The sequence below is a fragment of the Streptomyces sp. NPDC056128 genome, from assembly GCF_042263835.1.
Taxonomy (GTDB): Bacteria; Actinomycetota; Actinomycetes; order Streptomycetales; family Streptomycetaceae; genus Streptomyces.
The window spans coordinates 1-20,333 of record NZ_JBHJVQ010000048.1 but is presented as its reverse complement, the minus strand read 5'-3'; the positions used below and the strand labels follow the sequence as shown (position 1 = coordinate 20,333).

Sequence of the window (20,333 nt, the reverse complement as noted above, 5' to 3'; positions counted from 1 at the left end):
CACAAAGGAGAGACGAACATGATCAATCGTAGGACGCTTCTCACCGCGGCGGCCGTGGGCGCGGTCGCCGCGGTCGGCGGGACGGCCACGCAGAGTTCCGCGGTGACAAGGAAGCCTTCTCCGGGACAGGCACCCGCCTCCATGGCAGCGGGGACCGCCAATATGGACGCGGCTTTCGCCGCGCTGAACAGCGCCTTCCTCATCTCCAACGGAAACCAGCGGTACTACAAGGAGTCCCTCAACAAGACGTGGAAGGACTACTTCTGGCGTCAGGCGCTGGACATCCAGGCGGTGCAGGACGTGCACGACAGCGTCCCACGCGCGGAAACCCGTGACCTGACCGGCCGCCTGCTCGACACGTTCCTCGAGCAGAACCAGGGCTCGGGCGGGCTGTATGACTGGAACTGGAACGAGTACAACGACGACTTACTGTGGGCCGGACTGGCCTTCGTGCGCGGCTACCGCATCACCGGCAACCGCACCTACCTCGACCAGGCGCAGTACGCCTTCAACCGGGTCTACGACCGGGGGTGGGACAGCGCCCTCGGTGGCGGCATCTGGTGGAGTATCGAGAAGCGCGAGAAGAGCGCGCTCAGCAACAGCCCGGCGACCATCCTCGGCTGCCTGATCTACGAGTCGAACGGCGACCGTGGATATCTGGACAAGGCACGGGCGGTCTACGACTGGGTGTGGGCGAAGCTGCTGGACCGCTCGACCGGCGGCGTGCACGAGAACATGCGGGCCGACGGAAGTGTCGCGAGCGGCCAGACGGTGTACTCGGCCGGCGCCTTCGTCAGCGCGGCCCAAGCCCTGTACCGCAACACCCGCTTGCAGACCATGTTCAACGACGCCAAGCGGACCGTCGACTGGGTCATCCGGGACCGCACCGTCAGCGGGATCATGACGAACGGACAACGGGAGGGGACGTGGCAGTCCGAGTTCGCCCGGGGAATGGGCGAATTCGTTCGCGAGAACAATCTGTGGAGTCAGTACTACGACTTCATGAAGCGGAACGCGGATACGGCGTGGAACGCCCGGCGCACCGACCTGAACCTGACCTGGAACCGCTGGGACGCACAGACACCGCGCGACGACACCCGGGCGGTCGAAGCCATCGGCGCTGTGATCATGCAGGCAGTCACGCCGGCCACGCGGCCGTGACGGCGTTCGTGGGGCGGGATCCTGGGCAATCCCGCCCCACGACGTGGTAACTCGGCATCACGGTCAGCGAGTTTGCGTAGCCAGCAACCATGGGACCGTGGCGGGGCGTTGTGGCAGCCACAACGCCGTGCGCGCCCGTGACCCATCACATTCGGACAACTGGCGATGTGTCCCCTGCCGCAGGGGCGCGAGCCGCCCTACGCTTAAGTGCAGTCGGTTCGTGCCTCCTGTCCGACCGGACATCGGGCGGCGCGGCGCAAGAGGGAACCCGATGGGCATCCGGGACTGTCCCGCAGCGGCGAGTGGGAACGAATGCCCCCAACAGCACTCTAGGACCTTGTCTGGTGGGTCCAGGGAAGCGACTGCGAGTAGGTGCCCGCCGGATCTCCGGTGAGCTTGCCCACGAGTCCGAAGACCTGCCACTGCGCCCGCACCTGGCGTGCGCGGTGTGCACGGTGACCTCGAGGACTGGGTTGGCGGTACGGACGGCTGTACGGCGTACACGGCGCCCCGCCTCCTTCCCGGTCCTCATTCGGGGCTCGGGACCAGGAGGAGGAAATGTCCGTGCCCAAGCGAGCTCCCGTCATCCGTGCCGGATGCCGGTCGGCCTGCTCCTCGACGGACCGGACGGGACGGTGTTGACGCCCGCCAGGGAGGCGGGCGAGACGCGGCAGCACCAGGACCGCACCGCGTCCGGCGTCTGCCACGCCATTCTGGGCGAGCGAGCTGTACAGGGGCCCGCTGCGGGCGGAGTCCGACCCGGACATCGCCGTGGTGTCCTTTCCGGTGGACCGTCATTCCCGGGTGCACTTCACCCCGGGGGCGGAGGCGCCGAACCAGCTTCCCCTACCTGATCACCACCGTCTTCACCGACCACCGGCAGCACATCCACTTCAGACACACCATCGAAGGCGCCGCCTGGGAGGTCGGCGCCCGGGGCGCCCCCACCGCGATCACCGTGAACGACGGCTACGCCAATGTTGACTTCGGCGCGTGGCACTTCCACCTGTGCACCGCCTCCGGCCCCGAACTCGGCCGCGATGAGCAGATGATGACCCTCCTGGTGCCCAACCCGCTTCTCACCGACCGCCAGGAGATCCTCAACGCCCCCCGACCTCACCCGGCTCAACGCGTGGGACACACTCCACGACCACTTCCTCGGCCTTGCTCCCGACCCCCTGGACCGCACAGGCAATGTTTCGAGCACAGCGGTTGACCGCTATCCGAAGCACTTCCCTGCCGGTGCGCAGCGGCCCGGATCTGTTCAACCCGCCCAACCTGCCCACTGTGCGGATGCCGTTGATCGTCGAGGGGGTTCCTGACGCCCGCCGCGACGCGGCTCACGAGCCGTCCAGGACGTCATAGGACTTCCCGAATACGTCCGTGCGTGCCGACATTAGAGCTCGATCCAGCCGCTCACGGTCTGACCTGACCTCACTGAACCGCTTCGCTTTTCGGGCGCAGTGCGTCGACGACGAGGTCGAGCAGTCGACTGGTCCGCTCGGGCATGTTGCTGGCCGAGGTCGAAAGGAAGACGCCGAGAAGCATGGCCGTAACGTCTTCGGGATCAATGTCCGCCCGCAGGGAACCCGCGTCCGCTCCCTTGGTGAGGATCGCCGCGATCGCGGCGGTGATGCGCTCCCGGGTGGCCGGTGTGGCGATCCTTCCCGAGGCCCAGCCAGCGCGGAGGGTGTCGACCATGCCGCGTTTGGTTGCAACGAATGCCGCATAGCGGTCCATCCAGGCACGCAGCGCGACGTCCGGCGGGAGCTGAGCGAGCAGATCGGTGGCACTGGTGGCGATGTCGTCGAGTTCGGCGCCGTAGACGGCTTCGACAAGGGCCTCACGGGTGGGGAAGTGACGGTAGAGCGTGCCGATGCCGACGCCGGCTTCTCGGGCTATGCCCTCCAGCGGGACGGTGTCGGTGGACGCGGCGAAAGCCGCCCGGGCGACGGCGACGAGCCTCTCGCGATTTCGCCGGGCGTGGGCGCGGACCGGGCGGTCGGCGGCCCCGGGGGAAGCGTTCGGGTCTGGCGAGCTCAAAGCGGAGGACCCTCCGGTAGTGCTACCGTCGATATGGCGGAGGCTCCTCCGCTTTCCCCATCATCGCATGAGGACGGGACATCCATGCCTTCCAGCACTCCCCGCCATGACAAGACAGCCACCGGCGCCCTGCGCCCCGCGGGTCCCGGGCTGCTTGCCGGCCGAACCGTCTCCCGGATCGGGTACGGCGCGATGCAGCTGAGGCGTTTGCACGACGACCGTGCTGCCGCCCTTGCCGTCCTGCGCCGGGCGGTCGAACTCGGCATCGACCACATCGACACCGCGCAGTTCTACGGCAACGGCTTCGTCAACGGGCTCCTGCGCGAGGCGCTCCGCCCGGAAGACGACGTCCTGGTCGCCACCAAGGTCGGCGCCGACCCGAACCCGGGCGGGCCGCTCCCGATGCGTCTCGCACAGCGACCGAAGGAACTCCGGGCAAGCGTCGAAGCCAACCTCACCGGCCTCGGCATGGACCGGATCCCCCTGGTGAACCTGCGTCGCATGGACGCCGCGCCAAGGATCCCCTTTGACACGGACCCGACGGTCGACTTCGATGACCAGCTCGCCGAGATGACCGCGCTGCGCGACGAGGGCAAGATCGGCGCGATCGGGCTGAGCAGTGTGACCCTGGCGGGGCTGCGCCAGGCGATCCCGGCGGGCATCGCCTGTGTGCAGAACGCCTACAGTCTCGTGGCACGCGGCGACGAGGACCTGCTCCAGCTCTGCACCGCCGAGGGCATCGCCTGGGTGCCCTACTTCCCGCTCGGCAGCGCGTTTCCCGGCATGCCCAAGGTCAGCGACGAACCGGCCGTGCAGGAGGCGGCACGCACCCTGGACGCCACCCCCTCCCAGGTCGGGCTGGCCTGGCTGCTGCACCACGCCCCCAACGTGCTCCTCATCCCCGGTACCGCCACCGCCGACCACCTCAAGGCGAACGTCGCGGCAGGCGCGCTCAGGCTCGACGAAACCATTCTCGCCACACTCGACGCAATCCCCTCCCGCGCCGACGACATCTCTCTGAGCTGATCCTCCTGCCTCCGCACAGCAACCCGAACTCAGCGAGGGCACATGACGCTCAACGACACCGAACGTCACCGGACCCATGACGAACTCGGACGCAACCTCGACCGGGCCGGCTTGAGCACCCACGAAGTGGCGGCCGACCTGCACTTCACACCCCAGCGACTCCGCTCGGCGCTGAGCGTCGACCCCACCAGTGATCCTGTCGACGTGTGGCAGCTGCGCTACTACCGCCCCCGAAGCCGCTCGTAAATGGCATCGGCATCGTCGACTTCCAAGGCCATCCGAGTGATACCCACTTGATTCATCTGTCGATAGGGGCCATCACCGACAGAAGTCTCTGGGTGGACGAACTCGATGAGGTCGATAACGGTGGCATTTTCACTGAGCCTGCCACGCAGGTGGTTGGCGTGGATTTCGACCTCTTGCCCTGGAAACCCAAGCACCGCACCTTCCGACTTCTCGTTCCGGAGGCTCCCAATGGATTCAAGGCCCAGCACTCCCTCATAGGACGCGAGCGCTTTCTCGATGTCCGGAACCACGATGCACACGTGAAAAATGCGGTTGATGTACCGATCCACGAAGTCTCTTCTCCATTCCTCAGCGCTGGTCTGGGAGTGGTTCGGTCATCGTGACGAACACTCCGAATGGATCCGTAAAGCTCTTGCGAACGCTTCATCGACATTGTCCACCAGCAGTGCCAGCCGCGTGATGCCCACGTGGTTCATTTGCACGTATGGGCCGCCATTGACCACAGTCTCGGGTTGAGTGTGCTCGACCAGGTTGATCGCTGTAGCTGTTTGTGCGTCTGCGCCGACAGCCAGGACATGGTGAACGCTGATACTTACTTCGTCCGTGTCGAATCCCAGAAGCCGACCGTCTGCCTTGTCGTTCCGAGTCTCAAAAACAGACTCAAACCCCAGGACGTCCCGATAGAAGTTGAGTGCCTGGTCGAGGTTCGGAACGGTGATGCACACATGCATCAGTTGCTTTACCAGCGCGCTCACTGCCAGCCTTTCTCTTCTGCCCCAGCATCAGATTCGGACTCGGTGCCACCGCCAGTGTAAATACCCGTATATTTAGGGTGGTAAGAGAACGTAGTCCCGGGTCCTGCCGCCTGTCAAGGACACACTTCGGCGCAGATGAATCCGTTGACCAGCCACGGATTGCGCAGAGTACGAGCCCCTTGCACGCCAGACCCACGACCGAGAGGCTAGAGGTGGACTGTGCGTTGGTGACGGACCCAATTCACAACTCACGCTATTTCTGGCAGCACTGCTTTGCCTACTCGCTGGGTGCCGGCCGGCCGCTGTCGCGCTCCTACCCTGAGGCCGAGCCAGAACGGCTACGGAAGGAGGACGATCTTGCCTCGGGTGTGGCGATCGGCGAGCTGCCGGTAGGCCGCGCGTACTTCGGCGAGAGGGAAGGTAGCCGCGATGGGGATGTCGAGCTCCTCGGAAGCAGCTAGTTCTGCGAGGTGAGCCAGCACCTCCGCGTTGACGACCTGGCTGGATCCGACCGTCTGGGCGCCCAGGCGTTCAGCGGCCGCAAAGTCGATGACGGAGTTCATACGTCGGGGCTCGACGCCGAGCCCGACACCCAGATCGAGGTATCCGCCGCCGTAAGTGTCGATCAGAGCGTCTACACCCTGGGGTGCCGCTGCCCGGATGCGATCCTCCTGGCCTTCACCATATGCAACTGGGACGATGTCGTGCTCACGTAGCCAGGCATGGTTGCCCTCACCCGCCAGACCGATGACAGTGGCCCCAGCCCTCTGTGCGAGTTGCACCGCCACGCTCCCGACACCGCCGGCCGCCGCCGAGACCACGACGGTCTCACCTGGCATGGGATTGACGGCAATGACACTTGCGTATCCCGCCACCGGCGCCACGAACATCGATCCGGCCACCTCCCAGCTGAGCGAAGGCGGCTTGCGAATGACCTGCTCGGCGGGCACGCACACTAGCTCGGCGTGGCTGGCACGTTCGTCCGTCCACCCCAGCACGGGCTCTCCAGGAGTGAGCCAGTCCGCGCCGGTGCCGGTCGCCGTCACCGTGCCCGCAAAATCGCTGCCCTGTCCGGAGGGGAACATTGCGGGCCAGACCGAGTCCATCACACCTTGTCGAATCGCGGCCTCCCCCGGATTGATCGACGCCGCCTTCACCCGTACGACGATCTGACCCGGGGCCGCGACCGGGGCATCTATCTCCCTGACCTCCAGCACGTCCTCATCCCCGTACTGATCGAATTGCACTGCCTTCATCTCTGCGCCCTTCTCGACGAGCATCGCTTTTCAGGACATCTCACCTCATCCACATGACCCTTGCCACCGGCGGGTCGTGCTCGGCCCGTTTGCGGCGTGCTCAACCTTCTCGTCGCGGCGGAACGCGTGACCCGCCACCCAGGCGGGCGGCGGACGCTGACCAGCCCCTGCGAGGGCGCCGGACGACCGTGGCGGTCGTCGAACCCGATCGCCTGTCTGAAAATCGCTCACTCGGATGAGTGGACAAGTGCCGAAGAAGCGATCTCCCTCAATCCAACGCAACCTCCGGCTCGTCAAGCCGACGCATCGCCGCACGTCGTGGGCGCCCCTCGCCCACACACCCGCCCTTATCACGTACATGCGTTCGAGTGATGGCATTGCGGCGAATGCGGGGCATCTGGCTACTCGTCAGTTTGTCAGATCACTTCCCTCAACTATGTGACTAGGATGAGCCCGTGCCGGGTCGGAAGATCACCCTCCTCTTGTGGCCCCGATCCTGGCCCGCGGCCGTCATCGGTCGCCTGTTTCTTCCACTCTCATGGACCGAGGGACCGCAGAATGTCCGTGCCTGCACCTCCCAGCCAGCAGCGCCCCGCCAAAGCGCCGTTGGCCATGTCATTGGCCGTGCTGTCGGTCAGCGCAGTCGCCGCCGGCGCCGCAGCTGCCCTGGGACCGGCCAACGCTCAGGCCTGGACCCTGACGGTGACGGTCTCCGCCTGGGCGTGTGTGGCGGTAGCCTTCCTCGTCAGCAACAGACTGGTACGGCAAGCCCGCAGTGCGACCGCCCAACACGAGGCCGAGGCCGGACGCGTCAGGACGCAGGCGGCGCAGCAGTCCGCGGAGACCGCTCATGCCCTCAACGTGACGCTGCCCACGGTGGCCAAGCTGTTGTGGGACGGCACAACCGTCGCCGACGCGCTGACCAGTTCGCCACCACCGGCCGACCCACAACTGCGGCGTCTCGTCGACACCTTCGCCGCCTCGATCGAGGAAGGCGTCAAGCACGCAGCGAGGCTCAACGACGAGCGCGCTCACGTCGCCCATGAGCTCGAGCGGGTGGTGATCGAGCTGGAACAGCTCACCCAGGAGACACTGCCCCACGCGATCGCACGCCTTCGGGAGGGCCGTTCCGCAGACACGGTGTTCGCGGAGATCGAGCTCCCGCGGCTTCCCGTCGTTCGCCTGCCGGCCGAGTCCTTCGTCCGGGAACTCGCCCGCAGCGAGCGGCGGGCGTCCGCCGCACAGGCCGCGTCCGCCAAGGCACTCAGCCGCGTCCAGGCCAAGGCCGTCAGCATGCTCGCCGATCTGCGCGAGATGCAGGACCGACACGGCGAGGAGGTCTTCGGTGACCTGCTGAAGCTCGACCACAGCACCTCACAACTGGGGCTGATGACCGACAGGCTGGCGTTGCTCATGGGTGGCCGGTCCAGCCGTGCCTGGAACAAGCCCATCATCATGGAGAGCATCCTGCGTGGCGCCGTGGGCCGGATCGCCGCATATCAACGAGTTCGCCTGAACTCCTCCACCACGGCCGCGGTTTCAGGTTTCGCAGCCGAGGGCGTCATGCACCTGCTCGCCGAACTGATGGACAACGCCGCGAACTTCTCGCCGCCCATCGACGAGGTACAGGTCTACGTGGAGGAGCGCAGCGCCGGCATCGTCGTCACGATCGAGGACAGCGGTCTGCGTATGGCGGACGCGGCGATGCGCCGGGCAGAGGAAGCGGTATCCGGCCAGTTGAGCGACCTCGCTTCGCTGCAGGGCACCCGACTCGGCCTCGCCGTCGTCGGTGGTCTCGCGCAGAAGTACGGCATCAGCGTCAACTACCGTCCCTCGTCGCGCGGTGGCACCGGTGTCGTCGTTCTGCTGCCTCCACAGATACTTGCCCAGCAGCGCGATCCTGCACCGCACCAGGCCTACCGCAGCCCGCCGGCCCCGGCCCCGCGCCAGCCAACTCTGCCCACGCAGCGCTCGACGCGCACCGAGTCACCGGAGCCGGAACGGCGTCCCAGCGTGACCACTTCGACTTCGACTCCGAACGGCCTTCCCGTCCGGGCCCCCGGCCGCACGATGGCGGAGGCGGAGCGGGAGCGCGATCAACGCCGGTCCGAAGCAGTCACCGACGGTGCGAACGAGAACCGTCCGAGGCGAGACGCGGGTTCCCGGTTCGGCGCCTTCCACCGTGGCCGCCGAACCGGCGCCGAGAACACGGGAGCCGGGCCCGAGCCCGAGTCCAATCCCGAATCCGATCCTTCTGTCGGACCGTAGCCACCACGTCATTCCTCAGCGGCGCAGGCCCTTGCGGCCATCTTCCGCCCGACTTAGCGAGATTGGAGGAAGGGGCAGGTGACCGGCCAGTCCGGCACCAACGTCCCATCACCCATGATGCAGACCACAGACAACAGCCTCGTCTGGCTCCTGCAGAACCTTCTGGAGCGCACCCCCGGAACCCGCCACGCCCTGGTCCTGTCCCGGGACGGCCTGAAACTGTGCTGGACCGAGCACCTGACACTCGACCAGGCCGATCAGCTTGCGGCGATCTGCTCAGGCATCCAGGCACTCGCCCAGGGCGCATCGGTGGAGTTCGGCGACGGATCCGGTGGCGTACGGCACTCCATGACCGAATTCCACGGCGGCCTGCTGTTCATCGTGGAGGCCGGGGAGGGGGCGCACCTGGCCGTGCTCGCCGCGGAGGAAGCCGATCCAGGCGTCGTGGGTCACCAGATGACGGAGATGGTCGAGCAGATCGGGGAGCATCTGCGCGCCGCGCCCCGAGAGTCCGCACAGGTTACGGGTACGGGCGCGCCGTGAGCCGCAAGCCGGTGGACATCGGTGACCCCGACCGGCTCTTCACCGTCACGCGGGGACGCAGCACCGCCGACGACACCTTCGACCTGGTGACGCTCATCGTCAGCGAGTCCCAGTCGACGGCGGGGATGCAGTCGGAGCACGCCAGGATCCTGGATCTGTGCCGGCACCCCACTGCCGTGGTCGAGATCGCTTCGGAACTGAGGCTGCCGATCACCGTGGTACGGATTCTGCTCGGTGACCTGCTCGACACTGGCCGGATCACCGCTCGCCATCCGCGCCCGACGCGTTCGCGTGCCGCTCTCCCCGATACCGCCCTACTTCAGGAGGTGCTCCATGGACTCCGCAACCTCTGAGCTGCCTGCCCACCGCACGCCTCTGGCTGACGCGGCCGACACTGGCTTGAAGATCGTCGTGGTGGGCGGCTTCGGTGTCGGCAAGACGACCTTGGTGCGCTCGGTGAGCGAGATCCGGCCGCTGAACACCGAGGAAGTGATGACACAGGCCGGCGCCGGCGTCGACCAGCTCGAAGGGGGGTCGGCGAAGACCACCACCACGGTCGCCTTCGACTTCGGGCGGATCAGCCTGTCCGAGCGCATGGTGCTGTACCTGTTCGGGGCGCCGGGCCAGCAGAGATTCTGGTTCCTGTGGGATCGGCTCTTCTCGGGAACGCTCGGGGCGGTGGTGCTCGTGGACACCCGCCGCATGGACGATTCCTGGTACGCCATCGACCGCCTCGAACACCACCGCACACCTTTCGTGGTGGCCGTGAACCGATTCGACGACGACACCGCCCGGCATTCGTTGGATGAGATACGTATGGCACTCGCACTGCCCGCACACGTGCCGATGGTGGACTGCGACGCCCGAGTACGGCAGTCGGGCAAAGACGTACTGATCACGCTCGTCAATCATGTCTACCAACTGGCCATGGCCCAGGAGGCCAACCCGTGACCGACATCGGTTCTTCCCCCACCCACCCGACTGCCCCGGGCTGCCCCGTTCAGCACGACGCCGTGAGCCTGTCGGGACTCGAGTACCAGCAGACTCCGTCGCAGCTGTACCGGGAGTTGCGCCGTGAACGCGGCCCGGTCGCGCCCGTACTGCTCGACGGGGACATCCCGGCCTGGCTGATCCTCGGCTATGCCGAAGTCAGCTACGTGACCAGTCACGACGAGTTGTTCGCCCGGGACTCCCGGCGCTGGAATCAGTGGGGGGCCATTCCAGCGGACTGGCCCTTGCTGCCGTTCGTCGGATACCAGCCTTCGGTGCTGTTCACCGAGGGCGACGAGCACCGCCGTCGAGCCGGGGTGATCACAGACGCACTGGAGGGTGTCGACCAGTTCGAGCTGTCCCAGGAGTGCCAGCACATCGCCGATCAGTTGATCTCGTCGTTCGCCGGCAGCGGCCAGGCGGAGCTGGTCAGGGACTACGCACACGCACTCGCGATGCGAGCGGTGGTTCAGATCTGCGGGATGCCCACGTCGGGCTCCGACACCCAGCAGCTTGTCGATGATCTCCGCATGTCGCTGGACGCGGCGGAGGGCGACGACCCGGTGGCGGCGTACACGCGCGTGGGTGAGCGGCTGCGGCAGCTGGTGGCGGACAAGCGGCAGCGGCCGGGCCCGGACGTCACGTCGCGCATGCTACTGAACTCCGCGGACCTGACGGACGAGGAGATCGTCCAGGACCTCATCTCAGTGATCGCGGCGGCGCAGCAGCCGACGTCCAACTGGATCTGCAACACCCTGCGCCTGCTGCTGACGGACGAGCGGTTCGCCGTGAACGTGTCGGGAGGCCGGCTCAGTGTGGGCGACGCGCTCAACGAGGTGCTGTGGCTGGACACTCCCACGCAGAACTTCATCGGGCGCTGGGCGGTGCGGGACACTCAGCTCGGTGGTCGGCTGATCCGGGCCGGTGACTGCCTGGTACTCGGGTTTGCGGCGGCCAACACGGATCCGCAGATCTGGCCATACGACCACGTCGGTTCGGGAAACTCCGCGCACCTGTCCTTCAGCAACGGCGAGCACCGGTGCCCCTATCCCGCACCGCTGCTGGCGGACGTGATGGCGCGCACCGCCGTCGAGACCCTGCTGGAGCGCTTGCCGGATCTGGTCCTCTCGGTGGAGCCGGAGGAACTGGTCTGGCGTCCGTCGCTCTGGATGCGAGGTTTGACGTCGCTGCCGGTGCAGTTCACTCCGGTGGTGATGTAGAGCGAATGTGATGGGCCCCAGGCGGGGCCCGTCAGGGCGATCACAGCACGAGTTACGCGGTCACGGGGGTGAAGCGCACCGGGAGGGCTTGCGGCCCGCGGGTGAAGACGCCCTGCTCGGCCGTGTCGAAGCCGTCGTCGAGACGCATATCGGGCATGGCGTCGAGGAGCTGACTGACGCCAATCTCGACCTCGGCCTTGGCCAGCAGCGCGCCGACGCAGAAGTGGCGGCCGAGGGCGAAGGCGAGATGATCGGCGGCGGCCGAGAAGGCGGTCGTGGTCGTCAGATCGTCGCGCAGGATGTCGAAACGGTCGGGATGGCGATAGCGGCTCCCATCACGGTTCGCGGCCCCAATAAGGCAGGTGACGGTGGCCCCGGGCGGCACGGTGCCGCCGCTGAGCGTCACCTCGGTGGCGGATTGCCGCATGATCATGTGGACCGGCGGGGTGAAGCGCAGGGTCTCGGCGAAGGCCCGCGGGATCAGGGCTCGGTCCGCGCGGACAGCGGCAAGCTGCTCGGGGTGGCGCAGCAGGTTGGCGAAGATGCTGGCTATTGCCTTGTCGGTGGTCTCACCACCCGCGGCGAGCAGCAGGCTGCAGAACGCCTTCACGTCCTCGTCACTCATCCGGACTCCGTCGACCTCGGCCGCGCACAGCGCGGACAAAAGGTCGTCCCCCGGATGCTCGCGGCGTTCACGGATGATCGGCAGCATGTACTCGGCGAACTCGACCCGAGTCCGCTCCCCCGCGGCCGTCACGTCGGCGTCGCCCGAGAGGTTGCCCAGAAAGGCTATGACGCTCGTGTACCAGCCGTGGAAGCGGGCATGATCGGCCTTGTCGAGGCCGAGCATGTCCGCGATCACGTTGACCGGGAAGTGCGTGGCGTAGTCGGCCACCAGGTCGGCGTAGCCCGAGTGCCGGAAGGTGTCGATCAGTTCACGTGAGTTGCGTTCGATGACGGGCAGGAACTTCTCCTGAAGGTCGCTGCCGCGGAAGGCCGGCGCCACCAGGGCGCGCCGCACCGCGTGTTCCCTGCCACTCAGCTGGAGGATCGTCTTCCCGTGCACCGGCTCCAGCTGCCAGTCGTAGTTGTCGGTGGTGAACTCGCCGGCCCTGTCCTTGAAGACGTACTCAACGTCCTCATACCGGGAGACGATGTAGCTCTGCGTCGCCTCGTGCCAGATCAGGGGTGCGTCCTCACGCATCACCTGGTACGCCGGATAGGGGTCAACCGCGAACTCGGGTGAGAGGATGTCGGGCACCTGCTGGGCGGTGGACATGCGGATCACTCCTCGTGCGTTCCAACTGGTCAAGACCAAAATTTAGTTGATCGCAGCACGGATGTGACAGTCTGCTGGTGACTCAATCGCTCACGATGCCGCCCTTGTCCGAAAATCAGTGCTCACCGGCCTGGGCGACGTTCGGCACAGGTGCGATGCGGAGGTGACCGCGCGTGACCACCCGACGCACTGGGTAGTGACGGCCATGGCCACACAGACCGACCGGTCGGCGACCGCACCGCCGCGGGTCTTCACGTCGATGGCGTCGATGAGGACCACTGGATGGACGGCGTCGAGCGGGCGTCTCTGCACCTCGCCGACCGCTTCTGGACGATCTTCGGCTCGAAGGAGCCGCCGCGATCGCGGGGCACGGTCATCTCAGACTGGACCGACGTCCGTCACACCGTCTTGGAGGGTGTGCCGTTCCGCGAGTTGCCGCCGTTCCTGCCCGCCGGGTCGCACGGGTCATAGCCGCGATGTTCGGTGATCTCGCCCTCCAGGGCGGGCCGATGCAGCAGCCCGCCCTCACCGGTCGCAGACCCCCGACGCAGCCTTCTCGCGCTCGGCGTCTCGGACTCGGGCACGTTCTCACTGGGCGTCGACGCATCTTCCATGATCGGGAGCTGAACCCAACGTCTCACATTCCCAGCCGGCGCGGGCTGCGATGGCGGCGCGCCAGGGCCGTAGGGTCTTGGACGGCAGCCCCACGGACAGCGCGCCCACGATCTTCCGGCCTGTGCGATAGGCGACCAGGAAGGAGCCGTGTGCCGGGTCTCCCTCAACCACCCGTGCCTCTTCGTGGCCGCGGAGGTGACCAAAGGCCTGGATCTTCATCCCGTGCTGGTCGGACCAGAAATAGGGAACAGGGGCGAAGGGCCGGGCCTGTTCGGGGCGCAGCAGGTTGCGGGCCGCGGCCATGGCCTGCTCGGCGGCGTTGGTGCGGTGCTCGATGCGCATCGACGTGCCGAAGAGGGGGTTGTGCCATCGGGCCACGTCGCCGGCCGCGTACACGCACGGCGCTGCGGCCGTGTAGGCGTCGCACACCACGCCGTCATTCAGGCGTAGTCCGCTGCCTGCGAGCCATTCGGTGTTGGGTTCGGAGCCGACGGCGACAAGGATTTCGTCGGCGGGGATCCGTGTACCGTCTGTCAGGTGGACTCCGGTGGCTCGTCCGGCGGCCGTGTCGATGCCGACGACGGCACTGCGCAGGCGCAGGTCCACCCCGTGGTCGCGGTGCAGCTGGGCCAGATGGTTGCCGACGTGCTGGCCGACGGCGTGAGCCAGTGGGACGGGAGCCGGTTCGACGAGGGTCACCGAGAGGCCGAGAGCCCGGGCGGAGGAGGCTGTTTCCGCGCCCAGGAAGCCGGCTCCGATCACCACCAGACGGCTGCCGGGCGTGAGCCGGTCGCGCAGGTTGAGGGTGTCCTCCAGGTCGCGCAGGACGTGCACGCCGGGAGTACCGCACTGGGGCAGTCGCCGAGGTCGTACGCCGGTGGCGATGATCAGCCCGTCGTATCCGATGCGGTCACCGTTGGCCAGGGTGACCGTGCGATCAGTAAGGGACAGAGCTGCCGCGGCGACACCCAGGCGCAGGTCGAGGTCAAGCCTCTCGAGGACTGCGATCGGACGCAACGTCAGCCGCTCGGTGGGCCACTCCCCCGCCAGGACCTGCTTGGACAACGGCGGCCGGTCGTAGGGCAGGTGCGATTCCTGGCCTACGAGAGCGATCGAGCCGTCGAACCCTTCCCGGCGCAGTGTCTCGGCAGCCGTCAGACCTGCCACCGAGGCGCCCACGATGGCGACGCGGCGCATTGCCGGGGTGGTCACCTCTCCACCACACGGATGGCCGCGGCCGGGCAGATGGCGGCCGACTCCCTCACGTCTGAGTGGAGTTCGTCGCGGGGTTCGGCATTGAGCAGTTCGACGATGCCGTCGTCATCCTGATCGAAGACGTCCGGCGCCAGCAGGACGCACTGGCCGGAGGCGACACATTTGGGCTGGTCGACTTCTACGCGCATGGGGGGACTCACTTCTGTGTGCGGAAAGGAGAGGGATGAGGAGGTCACCAGGTGACGGGCAGTTCGTAGACCCCGTAGATGAAGCTGTCGTGCTTGAACTCCAGCTCGTCGATGCCGCAGGCCAGCGCCAGGGTGGGGATGCGGGAGTACAGCGTGCTGTAGACGGTCTGGAGTTCGACGCGGGCCAGGGGCTGTCCCAGGCATTGGTGCACGCCGAAGCCGAAGGCCACGTGGCGGCGGGCGTCTCGGGTGACGTCGAGCCGACCGGAGTCGGGGAAGACGTCCGGGTCCCGGTTGGCGATATCCGTGGCGATGATGACACCGTCGCCGGCACGGATGACCTGGCCGTCGATCTCGATGTCCGCCACAGCGGCGCGACGTCGCCCGGTATGCACGATGCTCAGGTAGCGCAGCATTTCCTCCACCGCGCTCGCCACGACCTTGGGGTCCTCGGTTTCCCGCAGAAGGGCAAGCTGGTCAGGGTGGTGCAGCAGTGCCAGAGTGCCCAGCGCAATCATGTTCGCGCTGGTCTCGTGGCCCGCGATCAGCAACAGCACACCCGTCATCGCGGCATCATGCTCAGTCATCTCGCCTGTGCTGACCCGCTCGGTCGCGAGGGTGGAGAGCAGGTCGTCCTTCGGCTCGGCGAGCTTGGCCTTCACCAGTTTCTCGAGATAGTCGCTGAGCGCGCTGGTCGAGGCCTGCAGTTCTTCCGGCGTCGAAGTCCGGCGCACGATGGTATTGCTGTGGCGCTGGAAGAAGCCGTGATCGTCATAGGGCACACCCAGCAGTTCGCAGATGACCAGGCTGGTCACCGGCAGCGCGAACTCCCCCACCAGGTCTGCCGGCTTGGGCCCGGCGAGCATGCCGTCGATGCGAGCGTCGACGATCTTCTGTACCGCCGGCCGCATCGCCTCGACCTTCTTGACGGCGAAGGGCGCGGTCACCATCCGGCGCATCCGGGCGTGCTCGGGGCCGTCCATCGTGGGGAACCCCTGACGCGTCCTGGAAGCGCGCTTGCGGCCCTCGTTGCCGTGCGGATAACCGGCGTTTTGGGGGTCGGCGCTGATGCGCGGGTCGCCGAGCAGGGCCCTTACATGGTCGTGCCGGGTGATCAGCCACGGGTTGCTGCCGTCCCAGATGCGCACCCGCGAGACGGGCCTGTCGGCTTGCTGGGTCTGCAGGGCGGGAGGCGGGTCGAAGGGGCAGGCCGACGCCCGCGACATCGGGTACTCGGGCAGGTCCGTCGGCGTTCGCGTGCTGGTGTCCGTCATGGCTGCCTCCTGGGAATGTGAGCTTCCGCGAATCACCTAACACCGTTAGTTGATTGCGTTGCCATGGTAAGCGGAGTGATCGACACGTCAATCAGTAGGGCCGTCCCGACGGTGCTATTCGGTCACGATGCGGTCGACCAGAGTGTCCACCCTGGCGGTGAGGCCGTCGGCCTCACGTTCGAAGGGCAGCGCCATGGCGAGGGCCGCCATCCCGTGCAGCGAGGACCAGAGCAGGATCGCGTCCTCTTCGTCATCGACCTGCGCGTATCCCGCTTCGCGGCATGATGCGAGGGCGTCCTGCCAAGCCCGGAGCACGAGCGTCACCGGATGCCTCGGCGCCTCTCCTCGAGGTACGGCGGCCCACTCGACGGCGAACATCAGCCGGTACCGGCGGGCATTTTCCAACGCGAAGGAGCAGTAGCGCTGAGCCATCGCACGCAGTGCCTCTCGCGGACCCTCGCCCTCCGCCTCGGCCCAGGCTCGGCGCAAGTCGTCGACCATCCCTTCGTACTCCCGCTGCGTCACGGCAGCCACCAGGGACGAGCGGTCCTCGAAGTGCAGGTAGATGCTGGGCGCCGAGATTCCGACCTCTCGGGCGACGGACCGAAGCGACAACCCTTCCTCGCGGCCCGCCTCCGCCAGCATCCGCGCGGCAGCCGCCAGGATCTCCTCCTTGAGGGCGTGCCCCTCACCCCACTGGCTCGGCGTACGGCGCTTGAACGTATCGGCCACTTTCCGACTCCTTCCGGTCTCCCCTCGTGCATTATCGGAGATGGCCGGATTTACGCCGCGCCCCGCTACCCATCGGTCGTCGCCGGGCACGGCAACACCGCTCAGGCGGTCGACGACTCAACCCGATGACAGCCGGAGCGTCAGTCAGGTGGAGGGTCAAACGCCCAAGCGGTGCGTCCATGTCCTCACCGCCGGCGGGGTACCGGTCCGTCGTTCGCGTGTGGACGGCCCGCCGACGTCATGTGCCGGGTACTAGCCGAACGGGATCGTCAGTGTCGAATCGGCCGTCCCGGTCCGGAGCTTTGCCGGGGCGTTGCCGATCGCCGGCCAGACCTCCAGGCGGACCGTCCCACCCTTCAGGTTCCCCAGTGAGCCCGTCTCCGACTTGAGGCCGCTGCTCTCGCTGTACGTCTCCCAACCGGTCACGGGATCAGTGGCGAAGTACCGATAGGTCTCGGTCCTTTCGAAGGTGCCGTCACCCGTGAGGTCGTAGCTGACCCTCGCCTGCTGGCCCAGGCCGACCGCGGTCCCCGCGTCCACCTGGATGCGGAAGGCCGTGGACGAGCCCGGCGCGAGAGTACCGTTGATCTTCTTCGCCTCGTAGACCAGCGGCTGGTACGGCGTGCCGTCGCGGTTCGTGCCGCCCGCCGACGCGAGGGTGTCGCTGCCGGGCGTCGCCCCGGTCGCCGTGGTGAGTGCGCCGCCGGTGCGTAGCTGGAAGACGTTCCCCGTGGGCGGATCCGGATCGGGATCAGGATCCGGACCGCCGCCCGTTCCGGTGCCGGTCGCCGTGGAACGGGCCGGGACCGTGAGGGTCGCGCCGTCGGAGAACGTGACGGTGCGCGGGGAAGCGCCGAAGTTGTGCGCCGCGTAGGTGTGTACCGTCCCCTTGCTGAAGACCGCCGATGTGGGGATGTCGCCCGTCACCGTGGTGTCGGGGGCGCCGAGCGTGTCCAGGGTGCCGATCCAGTGATAGGTGTGCGCCTTGGACTCCCCCTGCTCAGGGGTATAACCGGCTTGGCCCGCATCCCACTTGGCCTTGGCCGCAGCCGGGTCGGCGAGCGACTCGAATTCCCAGAGGATGTCGCGCCACTCGACGGCTGGGCCTCCGTTCTCCCGCACCAGTTCGGCGAGGTTGCGCCGGATGGCGGCCTTGTGGCCGGACAGGTGGAGTGAGCCCCCGGTGACAGGAAGGACGTTGATGCCGTGGATCTCCTCGGGGTTCGCCGTCCACCACGTCGCGTACGCCGCTCCGCTCCCCCACACCATCCCGGCGGTGTCATGACCGAAACCGGAGGGGAACACCTGTTCATCTGCGTCGAACCAGTACTGGGCGATCGCCTCCGATTCGGTGGTGAGCAAGTAGGCGCCCAAGTCGCGAAGTTCGGTGTTCTCCGTGGCCGATCCCCAGAGCACCAGGGCTGCGCTGAGGTTCGTCGACTCGGACGATGATTCCTGGTTGTTGCCCGCGGCGAAGCCCTGGTGGCCGGAGGCCCAGCTGTGGCCCGCGTAGACGTCGAAACCGCGGAGGAACGGGAAGGCCGTGTCGTCGCGGGCGGGATTGGCCGCGTCCTTGATGAGGGTCTTCACCATGCCGCCCCACGCCGCGTCGGCTGCCCAGGCCCGATCGTACTGGGCGATGATCGCGGCCGCGTAGACGTAGTAGCTGTAGTGGAAGTGGTGGTCGTTGAGTTCCGTGTCGCTGCCGTACGACGCCGGATAGCCGGTCAGGGTCTTCCAGTCCCTGTCGTAGGAGAACTCGCTCGCACCACCGGCGGTGAACCACTCCTGAAGCCGGCCCTTGAGCAGGCCGAGGAGCTTGTCGCGAGTGGCGGTCTCCCCGATCTGGTCGGCGACGGGAACGAGCTGGGCGAGTCTGCCGAGCGCCTTGCCCGTCCAGTACGTGTCGGTCGCCCCGGAGAACGGGTCGGCCGCGTTCGCCACTTCGTCGAGGTGGGTCTTCAGGCGCGCACGGTCGACGCCCGAGGACTTCGGGAGGACAGGCAGGACGGGCGCCGACTTCTGAGTGGTCGTGAACGTCGCCCCTTCGCGCACCTTCATGCTGCCGCGCGACGACACATACGTGTAGGGGGTCAGGGGATCCGTCGTGTGCAGCCACTGGTGACGGTAGAGCGCCTGGATGGTGCCGGTCTCACTCCCCTCCTGCGCCTGGGTGGTGAGGCTGTAGCCCGTCTTCACCGAGCCGGCCGAGTAGGACCAGCTCGCCTTGGAGCCGGTGACGAAGCTGTACGCGTACTTCTTGTACGTGGCCAGCGCGTCGGCCGACGGCAGGACGGCCAGCGAGAAATAGTCCTTGGCGCCAAGAGCTGCCGTGACCGTGGAACCCGAGAGATTCCAGTCGCTGCCGCTGGGGGCGAAGAGGGCGTAGTGGTGGCCGCCGACCGTGATGCCAAGGACGTTGCCCTGGTCGGCGAAGACGCTCGGCGTGGAGGCGGTGGTGATCTGGGCGTTGCCGCCGGCGCCCTTGGCGTACACGAAGGGAAGACCGTGGCCGATAGTGGTGCGCAGGGTGCGGGTACCGTCGGACCAGTAGGGCGTGACGGTCCAGTCGGACCAGGCGTCGGCCTTCGTGTCCGGGGAGTTCAGGCCGGTCAGGCCGAGGGTGAGATCGCGCTTGTGCGCGTACTCGTACTGGCGCCCCTCACCGACCACCGCGGGGGTGGTGGGGTAGCCGATCTCCAGCCCGCCGGCGGTTGCCTGGTAGGTGAGCGGATGCCCGTACATCGGGGTGGAGTAGGGATTGTCGCCGTACCTCTGGAAGGCCAGGGACGACCACCAGTCGTTGGTCGGGACCGGTTTGCCCTTGGCGCCCGGAGTGACCTTGGGGGTCACCGGAGCGCCCGTGTTGGTGGTTGGCCCGGAGGTACCGGCGGGACGGGTGTCGGAGTAACTGCCCGCACCCACCGGCACGGTGGCTGCCGCCGCCGGAGTCGCGGCGGGACCGAGACTGACGGCGGCCAAGGCGGTGACCAGCACCAAGGCGGCAGCCGGCCTGCTGTGGGGGGCGGATCGTGAGCGGGAGTCGGGCGAGGAGGAAACGTCAAAGTCTTGACGTAAGCGACGACGTGAGAGCGCTCTCATGTGAAGGAAAGTAAAACTCTCACAAACAAGCGTCAATAGCTGTTGCACGAGTGACATCAGAGCGCCGCCATGATCGCTTTCAGCGGCGGCTGTCGCTGCCCCGCGAAATGCCCACATCGGACGCAACACCCAACTACCACCCTGGACCGGACAACCAGGATCGATCCAACTCATTGCGTTAACTGTGGTGAGAAATTCCCTTACGAAACACGACGTGGTGATCAGTTTTAGGACAGCCTTAATTTATACCTTGACTGACACGCTAAATCTGCTGACATTGAATAGTCCAAGACCCCCACGAGTTACATCTTGGGTAGACAGAGGAGCTAGCCTCGCGCTTTCATCAAGCGGGCTGTCCGGCAGACGGGCAGGAAAGCAGAAAGTGCCTCTGACCAGCAAGAATGAGGATTGTCGAGGTCC

Annotated in this window: 18 protein-coding genes, 1 pseudogene and 1 riboswitch; of the genes and pseudogenes, 8 read left to right on the top strand and 11 right to left on the bottom strand. The window is 66.9% G+C overall.

Annotation, left to right across the window (positions count from 1 at the left end; all coding sequences use genetic code 11):
- The first annotated feature begins 18 nt into the window (after window positions 1-18).
- Entirely contained in the window at window positions 19-1,161 is a 1,143-nt protein-coding gene (locus ACFC1X_RS39100) for a glycoside hydrolase family 76 protein (protein ID WP_376363966.1), read from the top strand.
- A gap of 230 nt (window positions 1,162-1,391) precedes the next feature.
- A riboswitch (cobalamin riboswitch) is annotated at window positions 1,392-1,600 on the top strand.
- 995 nt (window positions 1,601-2,595) lie between these two features.
- Here the strand turns inward: ACFC1X_RS39100 and ACFC1X_RS39095 are convergent.
- Complete coding sequence (locus tag ACFC1X_RS39095) at window positions 2,596-3,204, bottom strand: TetR/AcrR family transcriptional regulator (protein WP_376363963.1); 609 nt, start codon at window positions 3,202-3,204, stop codon at window positions 2,596-2,598.
- An 84-nt stretch (window positions 3,205-3,288) separates the two neighbouring features.
- On the opposite strand from ACFC1X_RS39095, the gene ACFC1X_RS39090 reads away from it, so the two are divergent.
- Both ACFC1X_RS39090 and ACFC1X_RS39085 read left to right on the top strand, forming a co-directional pair.
- Window positions 3,289-4,230 carry an aldo/keto reductase gene (locus ACFC1X_RS39090; RefSeq protein WP_376363960.1) on the top strand — a complete coding sequence of 314 codons (942 nt, stop codon included), beginning with the start codon at window positions 3,289-3,291 and terminating at the stop codon, window positions 4,228-4,230.
- Between the two features lie 42 nt (window positions 4,231-4,272).
- Window positions 4,273-4,476, top strand: coding sequence for a DUF2316 family protein (locus ACFC1X_RS39085; protein ID WP_376363957.1), 204 nt, complete (start codon window positions 4,273-4,275; stop codon window positions 4,474-4,476).
- On the opposite strand, the gene ACFC1X_RS39080 is transcribed toward ACFC1X_RS39085, so the two are convergent.
- The 3 genes from ACFC1X_RS39080 to ACFC1X_RS39070 all read right to left on the bottom strand — a co-directional run bounded on the left by ACFC1X_RS39080 (window position 4,452) and on the right by ACFC1X_RS39070 (window position 6,511).
- Window positions 4,452-4,805 (bottom strand): VOC family protein, encoded by a 354-nt coding sequence (locus ACFC1X_RS39080; protein ID WP_376363954.1) that lies wholly within the window; start codon window positions 4,803-4,805, stop codon window positions 4,452-4,454. The two genes, ACFC1X_RS39085 and ACFC1X_RS39080, sit on opposite strands and share 25 nt — an antisense overlap.
- Window positions 4,806-4,850: 45 nt before the next feature.
- A complete protein-coding gene (locus tag ACFC1X_RS39075; protein ID WP_376363951.1) occupies window positions 4,851-5,231 on the bottom strand; it encodes a VOC family protein in 381 nt (126 codons plus the stop codon).
- 338 nt (window positions 5,232-5,569) lie between these two features.
- Entirely contained in the window at window positions 5,570-6,511 is a 942-nt protein-coding gene (locus ACFC1X_RS39070; protein WP_376363948.1) for an NADP-dependent oxidoreductase, read from the bottom strand.
- A gap of 534 nt (window positions 6,512-7,045) precedes the next feature.
- Between ACFC1X_RS39070 and ACFC1X_RS39065 the strand changes: the two genes are divergently transcribed.
- The 5 genes from ACFC1X_RS39065 to ACFC1X_RS39045 all read left to right on the top strand — a co-directional run bounded on the left by ACFC1X_RS39065 (window position 7,046) and on the right by ACFC1X_RS39045 (window position 11,508).
- Window positions 7,046-8,755 (top strand): sensor histidine kinase, encoded by a 1,710-nt coding sequence (locus ACFC1X_RS39065; protein WP_376363945.1) that lies wholly within the window; start codon window positions 7,046-7,048, stop codon window positions 8,753-8,755.
- Between the two features lie 78 nt (window positions 8,756-8,833).
- The gene (locus tag ACFC1X_RS39060) at window positions 8,834-9,298 is read left to right on the top strand and encodes a roadblock/LC7 domain-containing protein (protein ID WP_376363942.1); all 465 of its coding nucleotides are present in this window, start codon (window positions 8,834-8,836) and stop codon (window positions 9,296-9,298) included.
- The gene (locus ACFC1X_RS39055) at window positions 9,295-9,651 is read left to right on the top strand and encodes a DUF742 domain-containing protein (protein ID WP_376304566.1); all 357 of its coding nucleotides are present in this window, start codon (window positions 9,295-9,297) and stop codon (window positions 9,649-9,651) included. Before ACFC1X_RS39060 ends, ACFC1X_RS39055 begins: the two co-directional genes overlap by 4 nt.
- On the top strand, window positions 9,632-10,249 hold the full coding sequence (locus ACFC1X_RS39050; RefSeq protein WP_376363939.1) for an ATP/GTP-binding protein: 618 nt from the start codon (window positions 9,632-9,634) through the stop codon (window positions 10,247-10,249). Before ACFC1X_RS39055 ends, ACFC1X_RS39050 begins: the two co-directional genes overlap by 20 nt.
- On the top strand, window positions 10,246-11,508 hold the full coding sequence (locus tag ACFC1X_RS39045; RefSeq protein WP_376363936.1) for a cytochrome P450: 1,263 nt from the start codon (window positions 10,246-10,248) through the stop codon (window positions 11,506-11,508). The genes ACFC1X_RS39050 and ACFC1X_RS39045 overlap by 4 nt, the downstream gene beginning before the upstream one ends.
- Window positions 11,509-11,560: 52 nt before the next feature.
- Here ACFC1X_RS39045 and ACFC1X_RS39040 read toward each other — a convergent pair whose 3' ends face one another.
- The 7 genes and pseudogenes from ACFC1X_RS39040 to ACFC1X_RS39010 all read right to left on the bottom strand — a co-directional run bounded on the left by ACFC1X_RS39040 (window position 11,561) and on the right by ACFC1X_RS39010 (window position 19,913).
- Window positions 11,561-12,787 (bottom strand): cytochrome P450, encoded by a 1,227-nt coding sequence (locus ACFC1X_RS39040; RefSeq protein ID WP_376363933.1) that lies wholly within the window; start codon window positions 12,785-12,787, stop codon window positions 11,561-11,563.
- 189 nt (window positions 12,788-12,976) lie between these two features.
- Window positions 12,977-13,401 (bottom strand): annotated as a pseudogene (locus tag ACFC1X_RS39035) (transposase); the annotation flags it as partial.
- A complete protein-coding gene (locus ACFC1X_RS39030; protein ID WP_376364009.1) occupies window positions 13,376-14,599 on the bottom strand; it encodes an NAD(P)/FAD-dependent oxidoreductase in 1,224 nt (407 codons plus the stop codon). The pseudogene ACFC1X_RS39035 and the gene ACFC1X_RS39030, both read right to left, overlap by 26 nt.
- A gap of 11 nt (window positions 14,600-14,610) precedes the next feature.
- Window positions 14,611-14,805, bottom strand: coding sequence for a ferredoxin (locus tag ACFC1X_RS39025; protein ID WP_376363930.1), 195 nt, complete (start codon window positions 14,803-14,805; stop codon window positions 14,611-14,613).
- Between the two features lie 44 nt (window positions 14,806-14,849).
- A complete protein-coding gene (locus ACFC1X_RS39020; RefSeq protein WP_376363927.1) occupies window positions 14,850-16,079 on the bottom strand; it encodes a cytochrome P450 in 1,230 nt (409 codons plus the stop codon).
- A gap of 114 nt (window positions 16,080-16,193) precedes the next feature.
- Window positions 16,194-16,811: a TetR/AcrR family transcriptional regulator gene (locus ACFC1X_RS39015; protein ID WP_376363924.1), complete on the bottom strand. Its 618-nt coding sequence runs from the start codon at window positions 16,809-16,811 to the stop codon at window positions 16,194-16,196.
- A 252-nt stretch (window positions 16,812-17,063) separates the two neighbouring features.
- On the bottom strand, window positions 17,064-19,913 hold the full coding sequence (locus ACFC1X_RS39010) for a glycosyl hydrolase (protein ID WP_376363922.1): 2,850 nt from the start codon (window positions 19,911-19,913) through the stop codon (window positions 17,064-17,066).
- Window positions 19,914-20,333: the final 420 nt, after the last annotated feature.